13 protein-coding genes and 1 pseudogene are annotated in these 18,607 nt (G+C 69.9%); 4 read left to right on the forward strand and 10 right to left on the reverse strand.

Annotation, left to right across the window (positions count from 1 at the left end; all coding sequences use genetic code 11):
• Positions 1 to 71: 71 nt before the first annotated feature.
• Positions 72 to 1,361, forward strand: a complete 1,290-nt coding sequence (locus ACEJ41_RS10285; protein WP_374014119.1) for a serine hydrolase domain-containing protein — start codon at positions 72 to 74, stop codon at positions 1,359 to 1,361.
• Positions 1,362 to 1,854: 493 nt separating this feature from the next.
• Here the strand turns inward: ACEJ41_RS10285 and ACEJ41_RS10290 are convergent, their stop codons facing one another.
• The 7 genes from ACEJ41_RS10290 to ACEJ41_RS10320 all read right to left on the reverse strand — a co-directional run bounded on the left by ACEJ41_RS10290 (position 1,855) and on the right by ACEJ41_RS10320 (position 7,736).
• Positions 1,855 to 2,544 carry a hypothetical protein gene (locus tag ACEJ41_RS10290; protein ID WP_374012185.1) on the reverse strand — a complete coding sequence of 230 codons (690 nt, stop codon included), beginning with the start codon at positions 2,542 to 2,544 and terminating at the stop codon, positions 1,855 to 1,857.
• A gap of 782 nt (positions 2,545 to 3,326) precedes the next feature.
• Entirely contained in the window at positions 3,327 to 3,722 is a 396-nt protein-coding gene (gcvH, locus tag ACEJ41_RS10295; RefSeq protein WP_374012186.1) for a glycine cleavage system protein GcvH, read from the reverse strand.
• Between the two features lie 89 nt (positions 3,723 to 3,811).
• A complete protein-coding gene (gcvT, locus tag ACEJ41_RS10300) occupies positions 3,812 to 4,933 on the reverse strand; it encodes a glycine cleavage system aminomethyltransferase GcvT (RefSeq protein ID WP_374012187.1) in 1,122 nt (373 codons plus the stop codon).
• 75 nt (positions 4,934 to 5,008) lie between these two features.
• Positions 5,009 to 5,440 (reverse strand): NfeD family protein, encoded by a 432-nt coding sequence (locus ACEJ41_RS10305; RefSeq protein WP_374012188.1) that lies wholly within the window; start codon positions 5,438 to 5,440, stop codon positions 5,009 to 5,011.
• A 3-nt stretch (positions 5,441 to 5,443) separates the two neighbouring features.
• Complete coding sequence (locus tag ACEJ41_RS10310; RefSeq protein WP_374012189.1) at positions 5,444 to 6,400, reverse strand: SPFH domain-containing protein; 957 nt, start codon at positions 6,398 to 6,400, stop codon at positions 5,444 to 5,446.
• 95 nt (positions 6,401 to 6,495) lie between these two features.
• Positions 6,496 to 6,693 carry a hemin uptake protein HemP gene (gene hemP / locus ACEJ41_RS10315; RefSeq protein WP_374012190.1) on the reverse strand — a complete coding sequence of 66 codons (198 nt, stop codon included), beginning with the start codon at positions 6,691 to 6,693 and terminating at the stop codon, positions 6,496 to 6,498.
• 68 nt (positions 6,694 to 6,761) lie between these two features.
• Positions 6,762 to 7,736, reverse strand: coding sequence for an aldo/keto reductase (locus ACEJ41_RS10320; protein ID WP_374012191.1), 975 nt, complete (start codon positions 7,734 to 7,736; stop codon positions 6,762 to 6,764).
• 181 nt (positions 7,737 to 7,917) lie between these two features.
• On the opposite strand from ACEJ41_RS10320, the gene ACEJ41_RS10325 reads away from it, so the two are divergent.
• Both ACEJ41_RS10325 and dusB read left to right on the forward strand, forming a co-directional pair.
• Positions 7,918 to 8,898 carry a ribokinase gene (locus ACEJ41_RS10325; RefSeq protein ID WP_374012192.1) on the forward strand — a complete coding sequence of 327 codons (981 nt, stop codon included), beginning with the start codon at positions 7,918 to 7,920 and terminating at the stop codon, positions 8,896 to 8,898.
• Positions 8,899 to 9,031: 133 nt separating this feature from the next.
• Positions 9,032 to 10,024 carry a tRNA dihydrouridine synthase DusB gene (gene dusB / locus ACEJ41_RS10330; RefSeq protein ID WP_374012193.1) on the forward strand — a complete coding sequence of 331 codons (993 nt, stop codon included), beginning with the start codon at positions 9,032 to 9,034 and terminating at the stop codon, positions 10,022 to 10,024.
• 371 nt (positions 10,025 to 10,395) lie between these two features.
• Here the strand turns inward: dusB and ACEJ41_RS10335 are convergent.
• A pseudogene (locus tag ACEJ41_RS10335) lies at positions 10,396 to 11,445 on the reverse strand (metal-dependent hydrolase); the annotation flags it as partial.
• Between the two features lie 128 nt (positions 11,446 to 11,573).
• Between ACEJ41_RS10335 and metK the strand changes: the two are divergent.
• Entirely contained in the window at positions 11,574 to 12,794 is a 1,221-nt protein-coding gene (metK, locus tag ACEJ41_RS10340) for a methionine adenosyltransferase (RefSeq protein WP_374012194.1), read from the forward strand.
• Between the two features lie 102 nt (positions 12,795 to 12,896).
• Here the strand turns inward: metK and ACEJ41_RS10345 are convergent, their stop codons facing one another.
• Together ACEJ41_RS10345 and ppc are read right to left on the reverse strand one after the other, a co-directional pair.
• Entirely contained in the window at positions 12,897 to 15,770 is a 2,874-nt protein-coding gene (locus ACEJ41_RS10345; protein WP_374012195.1) for a protein kinase, read from the reverse strand.
• Positions 15,771 to 15,792: 22 nt separating this feature from the next.
• Positions 15,793 to 18,507: a phosphoenolpyruvate carboxylase gene (gene ppc, locus ACEJ41_RS10350; protein WP_374012196.1), complete on the reverse strand. Its 2,715-nt coding sequence runs from the start codon at positions 18,505 to 18,507 to the stop codon at positions 15,793 to 15,795.
• Positions 18,508 to 18,607: the final 100 nt, after the last annotated feature.

Below are 18,607 nucleotides of genomic sequence, written 5' to 3' on the forward strand. Positions count from 1 at the left end.
GTTCCAGGTCCTCGTTCTTCACGCCGTGCAGCCGGTCGTTGAAGACCGCTTCGCTGGCACTGCTGCTGGCCATGGCGCTGCCATCGGTGGCACGCACTCCCACCTTGCCCGAGCAGGCGCTCTCGCCAACGCAGCCGCTCCCGTACCGCAGCTTCCCCGCCGCGCCGGTGCAGCAGGTGCATGCCGGCTTCGACGCGGCCTCCTTCGAGGCAATGGCCGAGCAGCTGGTGCAGGGCCATCGCGTGCCGGGCATGGCGATGGCGATCGTGCACGACGGCCGGGTGCTCAGCGCACGCGGCTACGGCGTCACCGACGTGGTCCAGCCACAACCGGTGGACGCGCACACCGTGTTCCGCCTGGCATCGCTGTCCAAGGCGTTTGCCGGGACGATGGCCGGGCTGCTGGTCAACGATGGCAGCCTGCGCTGGGACAGCCATGTGTCCGACTCGGTACCCGGCTTCCAGTTGATCGACGAGGAGTACGCGCGCCAGGTCACGGTGACCGACCTGCTCAGCCATCGCGTGGGGCTTGAGGCCTACAACGCGTTCGACCGCGACATCGAGCGCAATGCCGGCTACCACCAGGTCGTGCAGAAGCTGGCCGAGGCGCCGATGCGCTGCCCGCCCGGCGAGTGCTACGCCTACCAGAACGTCGCCTTCAGCCTGATCGGCGACGTGGTCTTCGCCGCCTCCGGCACGTTCTACGACCAGGCGGTGCAGCGGCGGCTGCTTGAACCGCTGGGCATGCGCGATGCCAGCCTCGGGCTGGACGGCCTGCGCAGCAGCACGCGCTGGGCACGGCCGCACGTGCGCAGCCGCAACGGCTGGGTATCGCTTGAGCCCAAGCCCACCTATTACCGGCTGTCCCCGGCGGCAGGCGTCAATGCATCGGCCAGCGACATGGCGCAATGGCTGCTGGCCCAGACCGGGCACCGCACCGATGTGCTGCCGGCACCGCTGCTGGCCACCCTGCACGCGCCGATCATCGCCACTCCCGGGCAGACGCACTCGGGCTGGCGCAACGCGCGGGTCAATTCGGCCAGCTATGCGCTTGGCTGGCGCGTGTTCGACTATGCCGGCGAGCAGGTCGTGTACCACGCCGGTGCGGTGCAGGGTTACCGCGGCCTGATCGCGCTGCTGCCCGGGCGCGACCTGGGCGTGGCCATGCTCTGGAACGGCGAGAGCAACGTGCCCTCGGGCATGCTGCCAACCATCCTCGACCGCGCCCTGGGCTTGCCGGCGCAACGCTGGCTGGACGTGGACATCGACTTCGGCAGCGACAACCTGTTGGCCGACGACGACGCCCCGGCCTCACCGGCGGCGGGTGTGTCCTCCTCCTCGTCGGTCGCCTCCCCGCGCTGACCTTCGGTCCGTCCTTCCGCCTGCCGCAATGCAGGGAAGCGGGCGGCCTGATCGCAGCGGTGCGGCGGGAGTTGATCGCGGCGTTGCGGTGGGAGGTTGATCGCGGCGTTGCGGCGCGATGCCTGCTGCCGCTCATGTCCCCCGGCTGCGGCCTGCGGCCGCAGCCTCCTCCTTGACCTCCCGTCAGCAGGCATCGCACCACACCGTGGCGCGTTCATCGGCCGCCGCGTCGTGTCACGATTATCGGCCGCCGCATGTAGGAGCCGGTCTTGCCGGCGACCGCTGTACGGGGTGGTGTGTCGCGATGCCGCAACCGGCGCCTGGTCGCCGGCAAGGCCTGCTCCTGCACGAGGCGCCCTGCCGCCAGCCGTGCCGAGCGCCGCAGCACTGCATCCGCATGCTCTCCCGTTGCTGGGAGATGGACCAAAAAAAACTCCCTCCCCGCTGGGCATCGGGGAGGGAGCCATGTTGTCGTACGGCTATCGGGGATTGATCAGATCAGCGGCGCCGGGGTTGCCGGCAGCGCAACCGGAGCAGGCTTCTTCTTGGCCGGCTTCCGGGCGGTCTTCTTGGCAGCCGGCTTCTTGGCAGCCTTCTTGGCGGCCGGCTTCCTGGCGGTGGCCTTCTTGGCAGCCTTCTTCACCGCCTTCTTGGCGCCTGCCTTCTTCGCAGTCTTCTTGACGGCCTTCTTGGCGGTCTTCTTGACGGCCTTGCGGGCAGTTGCCTTCTTGGCGGTCTTCTTCACCGCCTTCTTGGCAACCGACTTGCGGGCAGTCTTCTTCACCGCCTTCTTGGCGGTCTTCTTGGTGGCCTTCTTGGCGGTGGTCTTCTTCGCCGCCTTCTTCACCGCCTTCTTTGCGGTCTTCTTCACTGCCTTCTTGGCCGTGGCCTTGCGGGCAGTCTTCTTCACCGCCTTCTTGGCGGTGGCCTTCTTGGCGGTTTTCTTGACGGCCTTCTTGGCGGCGGCCTTCTTGGCGACCTTCTTCACTGCCTTCTTGGCGGCGGGTTTCTTCTTCGCAGCTTTCTTAACAGCCATGGTATGGCTCCTCGTCAGTGGATTACGGATGGGTAACGCCCAGTCGCGAAAACCCGCGGCGAGCTGCGCCGGGGGGAGTCCGTCGGCGCGGTACGCACGTCGATACGGATACGGGAATGCCCGCGCGTTGCGATGGCGCGGAGGCAAGGTTCGGGGTTCGCTGCTTTTTTTGGAGGGAAGCGGGCCTGATCCACCGTCGTGATCTTCTTGGCGGATGCCCGGGTCGTGCTTCGCGTTGTGGTGATGATTCGAATCACTCGCTTCGGCAGGCAGCGTCTGCTGGGCGAAACCTAATCACGGTTTTTTTTACTGTCAACACCCGCGCCGGATTTTTTTTTGCTGGCGCGCGGCCGACCTGCCCTCCGGCATGCGCCCGTCCACGCGCCGCGGCGACCCGCCTGCATCCATGCCGACGACGCGCTTTGTAAACGGATGCATAAAACAAGATGTTTTTTGCATGGCCGCCATCGCGCGTCGGTGCACGCCGGCATTTCCAACTGCGCCCGGACGCTGTCCGCCGGCGCGTCACGGCGGTGTCGACGCACGCCGAAATTTTTTTGCGGCAGCGTGTTCCTATCGCGTCGCACAAGCCGATTTGCGCAGAACTTTGCGCGTCGATCGGACGCCTTCGGCGCACCTCTTCCGGGTCGGTCGGCATGCCCGACCGACGCTGCGAGCGGCATGCATGCGTCGACCATGCGCGAAGTCGACACGCGAAGGCGGCACGCGCAAGCGGACATCGCACCCGGCGTCCGCATGGCAGATCACGCCGCATGCACGGCGGAAGGATGCGTCCGGTCCGGCGCGTACCCGGCGTCGCTGCGTTGATGCCTGCCGTCCGCATGCGGCGCACCCCGACCACAACGACGACGCCCGCCGGAAGGCGGGCGTCGTGTGTCTTGCGGGGAGGGTGCCGCGGGCGGCGCCGGTCAGCTGTCGTCGTTCTCGATCAGCTCGGCATAGTCGTCCGGCGCGAGCAGCTCGGCCAGCTGGTCGGCATCGCTGACCTCGAGCACGAACAGCCAGCCATCGCCGTAGGCGTCCTCGTTGATCGTCTCCGGCTTGTCGGCCAGGGCGTCGTTGACCTCGACCACCGTGCCGCTCACCGGGCTGTAGACGTCGGAGGCGGCCTTGACCGACTCCACCACCGCCGCCGGGTTGCCGGCTTCCAGTTCGTCGCCGACTTCGGGCAGCTCGACATAGACCAGGTCGCCGAGCAGGCCCTGGGCGTGGTCGGAAATTCCCACGGTGACGCGTCCGTTGCCCTCGACGCGCGCCCACTCGTGGGACTTGAGGAACTTGAGGTCACCAGGGATTTCGCTCATGGCAGTGCTCCGGTCGCACGCTGCTTGTGGAAGGAGCCGCCAGTCTAGCGGAGGACCCGGCGCTGTCGCAGCCCCGCGCGGGGGCGGGTTCAGCCCAGGGCGCCCTGCTGCACCTTGCCGTCACGCACCAGCGGGAACCGGGCCACCCGCACCGGCACTTCGCGGCCGCGGATATCCACCCGCACCGGCTCCACCGCACCGGCCGGCACGCGGGCGAAGGCAATGGCCTTGCCCAGGGTCGGGGAGAAGGTGCCGGACAGGATCACGCCCTCGCCGGCGGCACTCAGTACCCGCTGGCCGTGGCGGAGCACGCCCTTGTCGTCCATCACCAGCCCGATCATCTGCCGCGGCACGCCCGCCTTGCGCTGCGCCTCCAGCGCGGCGCGGCCGACGAACCCGCGTGGCTGCCCCGGCGCGACATCGTCCAGTGCCACGGTCCAGCCCAGGCCGGCTTCCCAAGGAGTGGTGGAGTCATCCATGTCCTGGCCGTAGAGGTTCATCCCCGCTTCCAGGCGCAGGGTGTCACGCGCACCCAGGCCGGCCGGCGCGACCCCCGCCGCGAGCAATGCATTCCACATCGCCACCGCATGTTCGCGTGGCAGGGCGAGCTCGAAGCCATCCTCGCCGGTGTAGCCGGTGCGGGCCAGGAACACCGGCGCGCCATCGGTGCTGCGCACCTGCGCCGCGGCGAAGCGGCCCAGCGCCTGGGCGGTGGCGCGGTCGTCGGCATGCAGCAGGCCGATGGTGCGGTCGCGCGCCAGTGGCCCCTGCACGGCGATGATCGCCAGCCCGGTGTTCTCGCGTACCTCCACGCCGAACTCCGGCGCGCGCGCGCCGATCCATGCCAGATCCTTCTCGCGGGTGGCCGCGTTGGAGACCACGCGGAACCAGGACTCGTCCATCAGGTACACGATCAGGTCGTCGATCACCCCACCGCGCTCGTCGAGCATGCACGAGTACAGCGCCTTGCCCGGCGCCTTGAGCTTCTCCACCGAGTTGGCCAGCAGCCCGCGCAGGAATTCGCGCACGCGCGCGCCATGCAGGTCGATCACCGCCATGTGGCTGACGTCGAACATGCCGGCCTGGCGACGCACCACATGGTGCTCGTCGATCTGCGACCCGTAATGGATCGGCATGTCCCAACCGCCGAAGTCGACCATCTTCGCGCCCAGCGCGCGATGGGTGTCGTTGAGCACGGTCTTGCGGGTCATGGCGGTCTCGCGGAAGGGAAGGCCGCCATTATCCCAGAGCGCGCCAAGCCCCGCGCCCGTGCCCGGACCCCGTGCTCAGGCCTCCTGGACCTTCAGCACCATGCCGTCCACCGCGATCACCCGCACCGCGGTGCCAACCGGCAAGTCCGGGCCTTCGACCAGCCAGAACGCATCGCCCAGCTTGATCCGCCCGCGGCCACCGACGATGGCCTGTTCCAGCGGCGTCACCACGCCGATGTGCTGGTGGGCGCGGCGGTTGAGCAGCGGGCTGTCGCTGGGACGCGCGCGCTTGCGGAACCAGCGCCGGTACACCTGGATGGAGACGAAGCTGAGGACCACGAACGCGGCGACCTGCCACAGCAGCGGGATGCCCGGCACCAGTGCCACGCCGACGAACACCACCATGGCGGCAAACCCCATCCACAGCATGAACGCGCCCGGCGCCAGCGCCTCGGCCGCCATCAGCGCCAAGGCCAGCGCCGCCCAGGTCATGACATCGCCGCGCATGGCTCAGTCCCCCAGCCGCGGCGGCCGCCGCGCCGCGGATGCCTGCTGCTGCCCTGCCAGCGCTTCCTTGGCCAACTCGGCGATGCCGGCGATCGAGCCGATCACGCCGCTGGCCTCCATCGGCATCAGCACGAACTTCTGGTTGGGCGCGGTGGCCAGCTTCTCGAACGCTTCCACGTACTTCTGCGCGATGAAGTAGTTGATGGCCTGGACATCGCCCTGGGCAATCGCCTCGGACACCATGGTGGTGGCCTTGGCCTCCGCCTCGGCCAGGCGCTCGCGCGCCTCGGCCTCGCGGTAGGCGGCTTCCTTCTGGCCTTCGGCCTGCAGGATCGCGGCCTGCTTGTCGCCCTCCGCGCGCAGTATCTCGGACTGGCGCAGGCCCTCGGCCTCGAGGATCTGTGCGCGCTTCTCGCGCTCGGCCTTCATCTGCCTGGCCATCGAATCGACCAGGTCGCGCGGCGGCTGGATGTCGCGGATCTCGATGCGGGTGACCTTCAGGCCCCACGGGTTGGTCGCATGATCGACCACGTTCAGCAGCTGGGCATTGATGGTCTCGCGCTGGCTCAAAGATTCGTCCAGGTCCATCGAGCCGATCACGGTGCGGATGTTGGTCTGCACCAGGGCGATCATCGCGATCTCCAGGTTGGCGACCTCGTAGGCTGCCTTGGCCGCGTCCAGCACCTGGAAGAACACCACTCCGTCGACCTTGACCACCGCGTTGTCCTTGGTGATCACCTCCTGGCTGGGCACGTCCAGCACCTGCTCCATCATGTTCACCTTGCGGCCGACGCCGTAGATGATCGGGATCAGGAAGTGCAGGCCGGGATCGAGGGTGTGGGTGTACTTGCCGAAGCGCTCGACCGTCCACTCATAGCCCTGCGGGACCATGCGCACGGTCTTGAACAGCACGATCACCCCGGCGACCAGCAGCACCAGTGCCAGAAAACTCGAAGACATCCGCTCCTCCCGGCCATGCGGCCATTCCATGAAGGCCAAGTATAGGCATGCCGGCGCCCGTCCACGGGCCCGGCGCAGCCCGGGGGAGCAACGGCCTATTTGGTCAGGATCAGCTTGTCGTTGCTGGTATGGCGCAGCCGATAGACCCGGTCGCCGTGGCGGATGAGGATCTCGCGCTGCCCCTTCAGCAGTCCTGCGCTGTCCAGTGCATCGGGCATGGCGGGAGCCGGAATGAGGGCAGCGGCAGGGCTCACCTTCCTGGAGTGCGGCAGGGAGAGGAGATGCACGTTCATGGTGGTGCTCCTGGGCTGGGGATGGGAACCATGCGGATGATAATGCTTCGCATTCTCCTGTCAAACGCTTATCGCGCCACAGCCGCCTCCAGCCGCCGCCACACCGGCTCGTCATGGCGCCCGGCCAGCTCCAGCGCGCCGAGGTTCTCCTGCAACTGCGCAACGCTGCTGGCGCCCAGGATCACGCTGCTCACATGCGGGTTGCGCAGGCACCAGGCGATGGCCAGCGGCGCAGGCCGCTCGCCCAGCTCGGTGGCCAGCGCCGCGAAGCCCTGCGCGCGCGCCAGCCGGCGGTCTTCCTCCTGGCCGATCACCAGTTCCTGCAGCCAGGCGGCCTCGGGCCGTGCCAGCCGCCCCTGCCCTTCGGCGTCACCGCCGTACTTGCCGGTGAGCAGGCCGGAGGCCAGCGGCGACCAGGTAGTGGTACCCAGGCCCAGTTCCGAATACAGCGGCGCGTACTCCAGTTCCACCCGCTCGCGATGCAGCAGGTTGTACTGCGGCTGTTCCATCGCCGGCGCGGCCAGGTGGTTGGCACGCGCGAACCTGGCGGCCTCGCGGATCAGCGCTTCGGGCCATTCGGAGGTGCCCCAGTACAGCACCTTGCCCTGGCGAACCAGCAGGTCCATCGCGGCCACGGTTTCCTCCACCGGGGTATCCGGATCGGGGCGGTGGCAGTAGTACAGGTCCAGGTAGTCCACGCGCAGGCGCAGCAGCGCGGCGTGGCAGGCATCGACCACATGCTTGCGCGAGAGCCCGCGCTGGGTCGGCCGCGGTGACTGCACCGAGCCGAAGAACACCTTGCTCGACACGCAGTAACCATCGCGCGGCAGGCGCAGGTCGGCGATCACGTCGCCCATCACCCGCTCGGCGTCGCCATTGGCATAGGCCTCGGCGTTGTCGAAGAAGTTGACCCCGTGATCCCAGGCCGCTGCCACCAGCTCGCGCGCCAGGGTGCGGCCGACCTGGCGGCCGAATGTCATCCAGGCGCCAAACGAGAGCGCCGAAAGCTGCAGGCCTGATGCGCCAAGGCGGCGGTATTGCATGGTCGGTTCTCCTGGGCAGGCGATGGCCGCAGTGTAAGCGTCGCGGACGGCGCGTACCGGATCACGACGGCGCGGCGCTGCAGGACGGCAAAGCAGGAGTACCCTCATATCGGGCGCGGCGCATCTGCGCGGCGATGGCCACGCGGCGCCGCATCGGCGCAATCGCATCGGGAGCACGTGCATGGGTTCGGTGATCGTCGTCGGTTCGTTCAACGTCGACCATGTGTGGCGCTGCACCGAACTGCCGCCGGCGGGCGCCACCGTGGCCGGGCAGTACGCCAGCGGCCCCGGCGGCAAGGGCTTCAACCAGGCCATGGCCGCAGTCCGCGCCGGCGCGGCCACCACTTTCGCCTGCGCCCTGGGCGACGATGCGGGCGGCCACCTCGCCCGCACGCTGGCCGCATCGGAAGGCATCGTGCTGCACGCGCAGGACAGCAGCCTGCCCACTGGCACCGCCGGCATCTATGTGGATGCGCGCGGGCGCAACTGCATTGTCGTGGGCGCCGGCGCCAACGGGACACTCGATCCGGCCCATGTCGTCGCCGGGCCCGCCCGCGCGGGCAGCGGCGACGTGGTCCTGGCCCAGCTCGAATCGCCGCTGGCAGCCGTTGCCGCGGCACTGGCGGCGGCGCGCGCGGTGCGGGCGACCACCATCCTCAACCCGGCACCGGCCGATGCCGCCATCGAAGCGGCCCTGCTGCACCAGGCCGACCTGCTGACCCCCAACGAAACCGAGTTCGCCGCCCTGCTCGCCCGCCATGCGGGCGACCGCGTGGATGCCGATGTGATCGCCACGCTGGACGTGGCCCGGCTGCATGCACTGGCCCGCAAGCTGCTGCCGCATGGCAGCGTGGTGGTGACCCTGGGCGCGGTGGGCGCATTTGTCTCGCATCCGGACGCGGCCAGGCGCGGCGATGCGCAGCCTGCCTACCGCATCGGCGCCGAGCGCGCGGCCACCACCGACACCACCGGTGCCGGCGATGCGTTCAACGGCGCCCTGGCCGCCTCGCTGGCGCGGGCGCCGCAAGCGCCGTTCGGCGACCACGTGCGCTATGCAAACCGCTTTGCCGCCCTGTCCACCGAACGCCCTGGCGCGGCCGCGTCGATGCCGGTGCATGCCGATATCCAGGAGCGCTTCCCCGGCCAGGCCGCGCCCGGGTGAGACGCGGGCGCCGGCTCACCGGCGCGCCGACGCACACCCGCAGCCACGGCCACAACGCACCCCTGCCGCATTGCGCGCCGCCAGCCGCCAGGCAACGGCACGCGCCGCCGCTACCGCCGCTACAATCGCGACCATGCAGATCGGCCCCTACACGATCCAGCCCAACGTGATCCTGGCGCCGATGGCGGGGGTCACCGACAAGCCGTTCCGGCTGCTGTGCAAGCGCCTGGGCGCAGGCCTGGCCGTGTCGGAGATGACCATCAGCGACCCGCGCTTCTGGAACACGCGCAAGTCGATGCAGCGCATGGACCACGCCGGCGAGCCGGACCCGGTGAGCGTGCAGATCGCCGGCACCGAGCCGGCGCAGCTGGCGGCGGCTGCGCGCCACAACGTGGACCTCGGCGCGCAGATCGTGGACATCAACATGGGCTGCCCGGCCAAGAAGGTGTGCAACGCCTGGGCCGGCTCGGCGCTGATGCGCGACGAGACGCTGGTCGCCCGCATCCTGGAAGCGGTGGTCGCGGCGGTGGACGTGCCGGTGACGCTGAAGATCCGCACTGGCTGGAGTGCCGACCACCGCAACGCGCAGGCCATCGCCCGCATCGCGCAGGACGCCGGCATCCAGGCCCTGGCCGTGCACGGCCGCACCCGCGACCAGCACTACACCGGGCAGGCCGAGTACGACACCATCGCCGCGATCAAGGCCGACGTGCGCATCCCGGTGATCGCCAACGGCGACATCGATTCGCCGCAGCGCGCCGCGCAGGTGTTGCGCGTCACCGGTGCCGACGCGGTGATGGTCGGCCGCGCCGCGCAGGGGCGGCCATGGATCTTCGGCGAGATCGCCCATTACCTGGCCACCGGCCGGGAATTGCCACCGCCCGCGCTGGGCCAGGTGCGCGCGATCCTGCTCGAACACCTGGAGGCGCTGCATGCCTTCTACGGCGAGGAACAGGGCGTGCGCATCGCGCGCAAGCACCTGGGCTGGTACGCAAAGGACCGGCCCGAGAACGCGGCCTTCCGCACCGTCGTCAACCGTGCCGATACCGCCGACGCGCAACTGCGCCTGACCGCCGCCTACTTCGACGCCCTGATCGCCGGCGAAGCCCTGTCAGCTGCGGCCTGATCGCGCGTGCCTTGCCGGCGACCTTGGCCGGCCACCCGTAGGAGCCGGTCTTGCCGGCGATCACCATGGTGAACCCGTCGCCGACCATCGGTTGCCCGTGGCGGTTGCCGATGGTGGTCATCCATGCACGCCCATGGCGATTGCCGGCGGCCGTGGTCCACCGCGTTCGCCGGCAAGGCCGGCTCCTACAAAAGCGGAGTTGCCGGACGCGACACATCCACCGGATTTGCCGCACGTGGCGCATCAATCGCATGGCCCGGGTTTGCCGGACGTGGCGCATCAACCGCATGGCCCGGATATTCCGCACGTGACGCATCAGACGGATGGCCCGGATTCGACACATCAGCCGGGCGGACCGGTCTTTCGGGATGCGGCGCATTGGCCGAATCATGTGGATCGGCCGGCTGCCGCGGGTCCGGTTCGTGCCAGATGCGGTGCCACATCGTGCCCAGCCGGCGGCGTGCCTCCCACGGCGGGCGCAGTTGCTGCGGCGCGATCGCATGCCAGCGCCCGTCCTGCTGCCGGGCCACGGCGAACACGAAGCTGTAGTCGGGTTCGGCGCCCATGCGCAGGTCGCTCAGTTCCAGAACTCCGTCGCGCACGCGCGCCTTCATGAAGCCGTGGTTGAACCAGGCCAGCCGCCGCACCGCCGCCAGCCCGCCGGCCTGCTCCAGCGCCTGCACGTCGGACTGGTAGGCGCGGAACACCATCGGCCCGCGGTCGGCCGCCAGCGAGCGCTCGCCTTCGACGAAGCCGTCGGGACTCATTGCCACCACCCGCCACAACAAGGTGTTGAACGGCATCGGCACCGAGAAGCGCGGTGCGTCCTCCAGCCCCATGGCAGCCAGCGCGCGTGCCGCGTCGCGCTCGATCATCGCCTTGGCCAGCAGCGACCAGCCCAGGTACGCGGTGCTCAGCGCCAGCCCGGCCAGCAATGCATGCCGCGCCAGCGGCCGCGCGCGCGCCAGCCAGGCCACCCCCCAGGCCAGCAGCAGCCACACGGTGTAGGCCGGGTCGATGATGAACACGCTCGACCACATCGTCGGCGCCAGCGGCAGCGGCCACCACAGCTGCGTGCCATAGACGGTGAATGCATCCAGCAGCGGGTGGGTCAGCAGCGCGGCCTGGATCGCCCAGAACCACGCGCGCGGCGCTTCGGCCACGCGACCGCGGCCGAAGCGGCGGAACAGCCACCACACCAGCCAGGCCACGAACGGCAGCACCAGCAGCGAATGGCTGAAGCTGCGGTGCACCGTCATCAGCACCACCGGGTCATCGCTGACCAGCAGGATCGGCAGCGAATCCAGGTCCGGAAGAGTGCCCAGCGCGGCGCCGGCCAGCAGCGCGGCACGACGGTGGGCAGCGGGTGCGATCGCGGCGGCAACCGCGCCGCCAAGCAGAATCTGGGTCAGTGAGTCCATGGCGCGCATTCTAGTGGCGGCCATGCCGGCAGATCGCCGCGCCCGGCCCCCACCAACCGGATGCGCCGGCGCCCGGCGGCGTGTATCATCCGCAGCCATCTTTTCATCCGAATTGAAGGATATAGCCGATGTCCAGCTACCTGTTCACCTCCGAATCGGTCTCGGAAGGTCATCCGGACAAGATTGCCGACCAGATTTCCGACGCGGTGCTGGACGCGATCCTGGCCCAGGACAAGCGCGCGCGCGTGGCCTGCGAGACGATGGTCAAGACCGGCGCGGCGATCGTGGCCGGCGAGGTCACCACCAGCGCCTGGGTCGACATCGAAGCGCTGGCGCGCAAGGTGATCAACGACATCGGCTACAACAACTCCAACGTCGGCTTTGATGGCCACACCTGCGCCATCATCAACATGCTCGGCAAGCAGTCGCCGGACATCGCCGCCGGCGTGGACCGCAAGAAGCCCGAGGAACAGGGCGCCGGCGACCAGGGCCTGATGTTCGGCTACGCCTGCAACGAGGCGCCGGAGTTCATGCCTGCGCCGATCTACTACAGCCACCGCCTGGTCGAGCAGCAGGCCAAGGTGCGCAAGAAGAAGAATTCGCCGCTGCCGTGGCTGCGCCCGGACGCCAAGTCGCAGGTCACCCTGCGCTACGACGACGCGCACAAGGTCATCGGCCTGGACGCGGTGGTGCTGTCGACCCAGCACGACCCGGGCATCAAGCAGAAGGACCTGGTCGAGGGCGTGTACGAGCACATCCTCAAGCCGGTGCTGCCGAAGAAGTGGCTGGAAACGCTGCAGAAGAAGAAGATCCACATCAACCCGACCGGGATCTTCGTGATCGGCGGGCCGGTGGGCGACTGCGGCCTGACCGGGCGCAAGATCATCGTCGACACCTACGGCGGCATGGCCCGCCACGGCGGCGGCGCGTTCTCCGGCAAGGATCCCTCCAAGGTGGACCGCTCGGCCGCCTACGCGGCGCGCTACGTGGCCAAGAACATCGTGGCCGCCGGCCTGGCTGACAAGTGCGAGGTGCAGGTGTCCTACGCCATCGGCGTGGCCGAGCCGACCTCGATCTCGGTGACCACGTTCGGCACCGGCAAGATCAGCGACGACAGGATCGAGAAGCTGATCCGCAAGCACTTCGACCTGCGCCCCTACGGCATCGTCAAGATGCTCGACCTGATCCACCCGGTGTACCAGGCCACCGCCGCCTACGGCCACTTCGGCCGCAAGCCGCAGCAGGTGTCCTACACCGACGGCGCCGGCAAGAACCAGGTCGCCACCGCGTTCTCGTGGGAGATGACCGACCGGGCCGAGGCACTGCGCAAGGATGCCAAGCTGAAGTAACAGGCGCCGGCCTGGCGCGCCGTCCGCGCAGCGCGCCACGACGATCCCGGGACGGGCCGCGAAAGCGGCCCGTTCGCTTTTGCGGGTGCGGGTACCGCGCCGCTACTCCCAGCGCCCGTCCAGCGCCAGCGTCGCGTTGTCGCGCACGCTGCGCATGCTGGCGTTGAGGGTGCCCGGGTCCAGCGCGATCACCGGGTCCAGGAAGCGGGTGCGGATGTCGTCCATGGCGGGCGCGTCGTGCAGGTGGTGCAGCGCCACGTACAGGCGCGAGGCGCTCTCGATGGTGTGCGCATCCAGCATGCCGCGGGTGCGTGCGCGGATCTCCAGCGCCCGTGCGTGCGCGTCGCGCGAGCCGCTCCAGTTGCCGGCGCCGCGCTCGATGCGGCCGATCAGGTCCAGGGTGGCGGTGCTGATCGGATGTTCGGGGCCGACCGCCTCGCCAAGGCCGGCCAGGGTGGCGTTGGCGTGGCGCCGCGCCTCGTCGTAGCGGCCCACGTAGCTGAGCAGGCTGGACATCGAGCCACGTGCAAACAGGGTGTCCAGGTGTTCGGCTCCCAGCGTGCGCAGGCAGCGGGCGTAGTGTTCGCGCTGCAGCGCCAGTGCCTCCTGCTGCCGCTCTTCCTTGCTCAGCAGGCGGATCCGGTCGACCACGAACTGGCGCGTGGCCGGGTGGTCCATGCCCAGGATCCGGCCCTGCACCCGCAGCAGCCGGTCCAGCAGCGCGTGCACGTCGGCAAAGTCCTTCGGGGTGACGGCCAGGCGCACCAGGCTGGTGGCGGCGGTGCCCCAGGCGCTGAGCGTGTCCGGGTGCTCGGCGCCGAGCCGGCGTTCGCGCGTCTCGGCCACCTCGCGCGCCAGTTCGGCGGACAGCTCGAAGTCGTTCCGGGCAAAGGCGTTTTCGGCCAGGATCAGCTGCACCGCCTGGGTGCGGTTGGACTCTTCGCCGAAGCGGCCGCGATACAGCGGCAGCAGCTCCTGCATTTCGGCCTGGGCATCGTCGCGCCGGCCCAGCTTGACCAGGGTGTCGGCGTAGTCGCGACGCAGGGTGAGCAGTTCCAGGTCGTCCTCGGGCAAGGCCGCCATCCACTCACCGCGCAGCTCGCCCTGGCGTGCCAGCGCCGCCTGCAGGCCGCCACGGGCGGCGGCCACCCGCGCGGCACCGGCTTCGGTGGCACGCCGCAACGGGTCCAGCGCGGGACGCTCGTTGGCGTCCTCCAGCGCACGGGCGAACACCCGGGTCGCTTCTTCGTCGCGTGCCTGCAGGTGCAGCGCCTGGCCGAGGTCGGCGCGCACCGACAGCAGCCTGGGGTCGGCACCGGGCAGCACGGCGGTGCGTGCTTCCAGCGCCCGCTCCAGCTCCTGTGCCGCATGCGGATAACTGCCGATCGCCATCAGCACCCGAGCCAGCGACTGGCGCATGTCCGCCGCCAGCAGCGGCGCGTCGGCGAAGTCGTGGTCCAGCCGCGACAGCGCATAGGACACCACATGCTCCTCCAGCGCGTCGCGGGCGATGGTGGGGGCGCCGACCTGGCCGAAGGCCTGTTCCAGCCGGTCCTCCAGCGGTTGCCCGGGCGGTTGCCGGGACAATGCCTCCAGCACCTGGCGCTGCTGGGTTTCGGTCAGGGCGTGGCCCATCGCGTCGATGTCCACGCCTTCGAGCATGGACTGCTGGAAATCGACGATCCGCTGCAGGTCGCGCCCGCGCTGCTCGGCCACCGCGTGCTGCACGCGCGCCTCGCGCAATGCGTACAGCGAGGCCACCAGGCCGGCCAGCACCGACAGCGCCACCACCGCCGCGCCGGCAATCGGCCAAGCGTTGCGGCGCAGGTAGCGGCGCAGGCGATACCAGCGCTCGCCGCCGCGCGCGGACACCGGCCGGCGTTGCAGGTAGCAATGCAGGTCGTCGGCCAGCGCAGCCACCGAGGCGTAGCGCTGCTCCGGCTCCTTGCGCAGCGCCTTGAGCACGATCGCATCGATGTCCGCCGGCACCGAGCGGTCGCGCCCGCGCACCGGCGCAGGATCGCCGCGGCGCAGCCGGCGGCTGGGCGGGGTGACGTCGGTGCGGACAATGGCGTGGTAGAGGCCGGCGGGGGTATCGACATCGGCGAACGGGGCGCTGCCGCAGACCAGCTGGTACAGCACCGCGCCCAGCGAGTACACGTCGGTGGCGGTGGTCAGCGGCTGGCAGGCCACCTGCTCCGGGCTGGCGTAGGCCAGGGTCAGCGCATGCTGGCCGGTCTGGGTATTGGCCGAGACATCCTCGTCCTCGATCAGCCGGGCGATGCCGAAATCGAGCAGGCGCGGCTGGCCGCGCGGGTCCACCAGGATGTTGGCCGGCTTGAGGTCGCGATGGATGACCAGGCAGCGGTGGGCGTCGGCCACCGCTTCGCAGACCTTGGCGAACAGGGCGATGCGCTCGTTCAACGGCAGCCGTTCGGCATGCAGATCGATGCGCTCGCCTTCCACGTACTCCATGGCCAGGAACGGGCGGCCGTCGGCGAGGATGCCGCCATCCAGCAGGCGGGCGATGCCGGGGTGGTCGAGCCGGGCCAGCAGTTCGCGTTCGCGGGCAAAGCGCTCGCGCAGTTCGGGCGAGGCCTCGGCCACGGCATTGAGCAGCTTCAGCGCCACCGTCTGCACGAAGCCGCCATCGCTGCGCTCGGCCAGGTAGACCACGCCCATGCCGCCGGCGCCAAGCCGGCGCAGCAGGCGGTACTGGCGCGGCGTCTGCGCCGAGGTGGCCTGGCCGCTGAGGTCGCTGCCGGGGTCGGTGGCGTCGGCCTCGGGCTGCAGCGACACCGCCAGGGTCGGGTCGGCATCCATCTCGGCCAGCAGCGCGCGGACCTCGCCGGCCAGCGCGGGGTCGTCGCCGGTTTCGCGCGCGATCAGGGCCTCGCGGGCCCGGCCGCCCAGTTCCAGGGCGTCCAGGACGATGCGCTTGATCCGCTGGTAACGGCCGTTCTCCCCCGCTTCCATCCCCACCCCCGTGGCTGTCCGGTCAACCGGTATTCTGCACTCCCTGCGAGATGCCGTTCACGCTTGCCACCAGGGCACGCAGCAGCGCCTCGTCCTGGCGGTCGCTGGCGCGCCAGCGCTTGAGCAGGTCCACCTGCAGCACGCTGATCGGATCCACGTACGGGTTGCGCAGGCGGATCGACAGGGCCAGGCGCTGGTCGTGCTGCAGCAGCCACTCGTTGCCGTTCAGGCGCAGCGCCCACTCATGGGTGAGTGCATGCTCGGCCTCGATCCGCGGGAAGAACTCCGCGTGCAGCTCCTCGCCGGCCAGGTCGGAGAACATCCGCGCGATGCCGATGTCGCCCTTGGCCAGGACCATGGAGATGTCGTCCAGGAACACCTTGAAGAATGGCCAATCGCGGCCCATCTCGCGCAGCACGTCTTCGCCATGGGCGGCCACGGCCGCACGCAGGCCGCTGCCCACGCCATACCAGCCGGGAATCACCGCGCGCGCCTGGCTCCAGGCAAACACCCACGGGATCGCGCGCAGGTTGCTCAGCGCCGCATCCTGGCCGAGCCGGCGCGAAGGCCGCGAGCCCAGGGTCATGCGCTCGATCACGTCGATCGGCGTGGCGCTGCGGAAATAGTCCATGAACCGCGGGGCCTGGACGAAATCGCGATAGGCGCGGCTGCTGGCGTCGGCCACGGTGGCCATCACGTCGCGCCACTGCGCCTCGCGTGGTTCCGCGGCGCGCGGGCGGATGCTGGACACCAGCACCGCGCCGGTGGCCTGCTCCAGCGAGCGCAGCGCCAGTGCACGGATGCCGAAGCGGCGGTGGATGGCCTCGCCCTGCTCGGTCACCCGCAGGCGGCCGTCGACGCTGCCGCGCGGCGAGGCATCCACCGCGCGGGTGGTCTTGCTGCCGCCACGGCTGAGCGAGCCACCGCGCCCGTGGAAGAAGGTCAGCTTGATCCCCAGCTCCGTGGCGGCCTGCATCAGCTCCACCTGGGCGCGCTGCAGGTTCCAGCGCGAAGCCGCGATGCCGCCGTCCTTGCCGCTGTCGGAGTAGCCCAGCATCACCGTCTGCACGTCGCCGCGCGCGGCCAGGTGCTGGCGGTACACCGGGTCGGCCAGCAGGTCGCGCAGGGTATCCGGGCCGTGGCGCAGGTCATCGACGGTCTCGAACAGCGGGGCGATGTCCAGCGGCACCATGCCTGCGTCGTCCACCAGCCCGCCGCGGCGCGCCAGCGCCAGCACGGTGAGCACGTCGGCGCGGCTGCGCGCCATGCTGATGACGTAGGCGCCGATGGCGTCGCCGCCATGGCTGCGGCGGGCGCCATCCAGCGCGGCGAACACCGCGTCCAGGCGCTGGTTGCCGGGTTCGTCCACCTGCGGCAGGACCTTGTCGCCGCCGGCATAGGCGCCCAGTACCGCGGCCTGCTCGACCGCATCGCGCGATTCCCACTGCGCGTCGTCCAGCGCGGTGGCGACCGCGCGCGCGTGCACGCTCGATTCCTGGCGCACGTCCAGCCGCGCCAGGTGGAAGCCGAACGTGCGCAGGCGCCACACCAGCCGGCGTACCGAGAACCAGCCGGCGTGGATGCCGCGATTGTGTTCCAGGCTCTTGCGGATCAGGTCGACGTCGTCGGCGAATGCCTCCGGCGAGGGATAGCCCTCGGCACGATCTTCCAGGGTGGCTTGCAGGCGCGCGCGCATCAGGTCGATCAGCAGCCGGTAGGGCATGTCGGCATGGCGCGGGCGCGCGGCGGCGGCCGCTTCGGGCAGCAGCACGCGGTAGCGCTCGACCTGCTCCATCACCCCGGCGTCCACGCCCACGGTGCTGGAGGTCTGGGTCAGCAGGCTTGCAAGCTGCTGCAGCTCGCCCAGGTACTTGCCCAGGATGCTGCGCCGCTGCGCCAGCAGCGTGGTGCGGATGGTGCCGGCGTCCACGTTCGGGTTGCCGTCCATGTCCCCGCCCACCCAGGTGCCGAAGCGCAACAGCCGCGGCAACTCGGTGGCGATGCCGAAGGTCTCGCCGATCGCCTGTTCCAGGGTTTCGTAGAACGCGGGCATCACCCGGTACAGCACTTCGGTCAGGTAGAAGCCCACGTGCTCGCGCTCGTCCTCCACCGCCGGGCGCACCGGCGAGGAATCGGCGGTCTGCCAGGTGGAGGTCAGGGCCATGCGGAAGCGTGCAAGGTCGGCGGCGCGCTCGTCCGGGGTGCGCCCGCTGTCGAGGTCGTCGATCAGCGCGGCCACCATCAGCTGCTCCTTCTCCAGCAGCGCACGCCGCACCGCCTCGGTCGGATGGGCGGTGAACACCGGCTCGATGTCGATCCGCTCCAGCCAGGTGCCCAGCTCGGCGGGGGTGACGCCCTTGTCCTTGAGCCGGTGCAACGCGTCGTGCAGGCTGTCGGGCTGGGGCACGCCGGTGCCGGCGCGCTGGTAGTCACGGCGGCGGCGGATGCGATGCACGCGCTCGGCGATGTTGACCACCTGGAAGTAGGTGCCGAATGCACGGATCAGGGCTTCGGCGTGCGCCGGCTCAAGGCCGTCCAGCAGCGCGGACAGCGAGGCCATCTCGCCACCGTTCTGGCGCCGAGCGATGGCGGTGGTGCGGACCTTCTCCACTTCATCCAGAAAAGCGGGCGACACCTGCTCGGCCAGCATCTCGCCGACCAGCGCGCCGAGGCGGCGCACCTCGTCGCGCAAGGGCAGGTCCGGGGGGGCGAATTCGAGGTTGCGGGGTGCGTTCATCGAAGCGCGCGGGCTCCCTACGGCAAAAGCGAACTCCCGAGCTTAGCCGCGTTTTGTGCGCCGCGGCAAAAGTTTCTGCAGTACCGACCCCCGCCCGCCG

This window comes from Pseudoxanthomonas koreensis (assembly GCF_041890415.1).
Classification (GTDB): domain Bacteria; phylum Pseudomonadota; class Gammaproteobacteria; order Xanthomonadales; family Xanthomonadaceae; genus Pseudoxanthomonas; species Pseudoxanthomonas koreensis_A.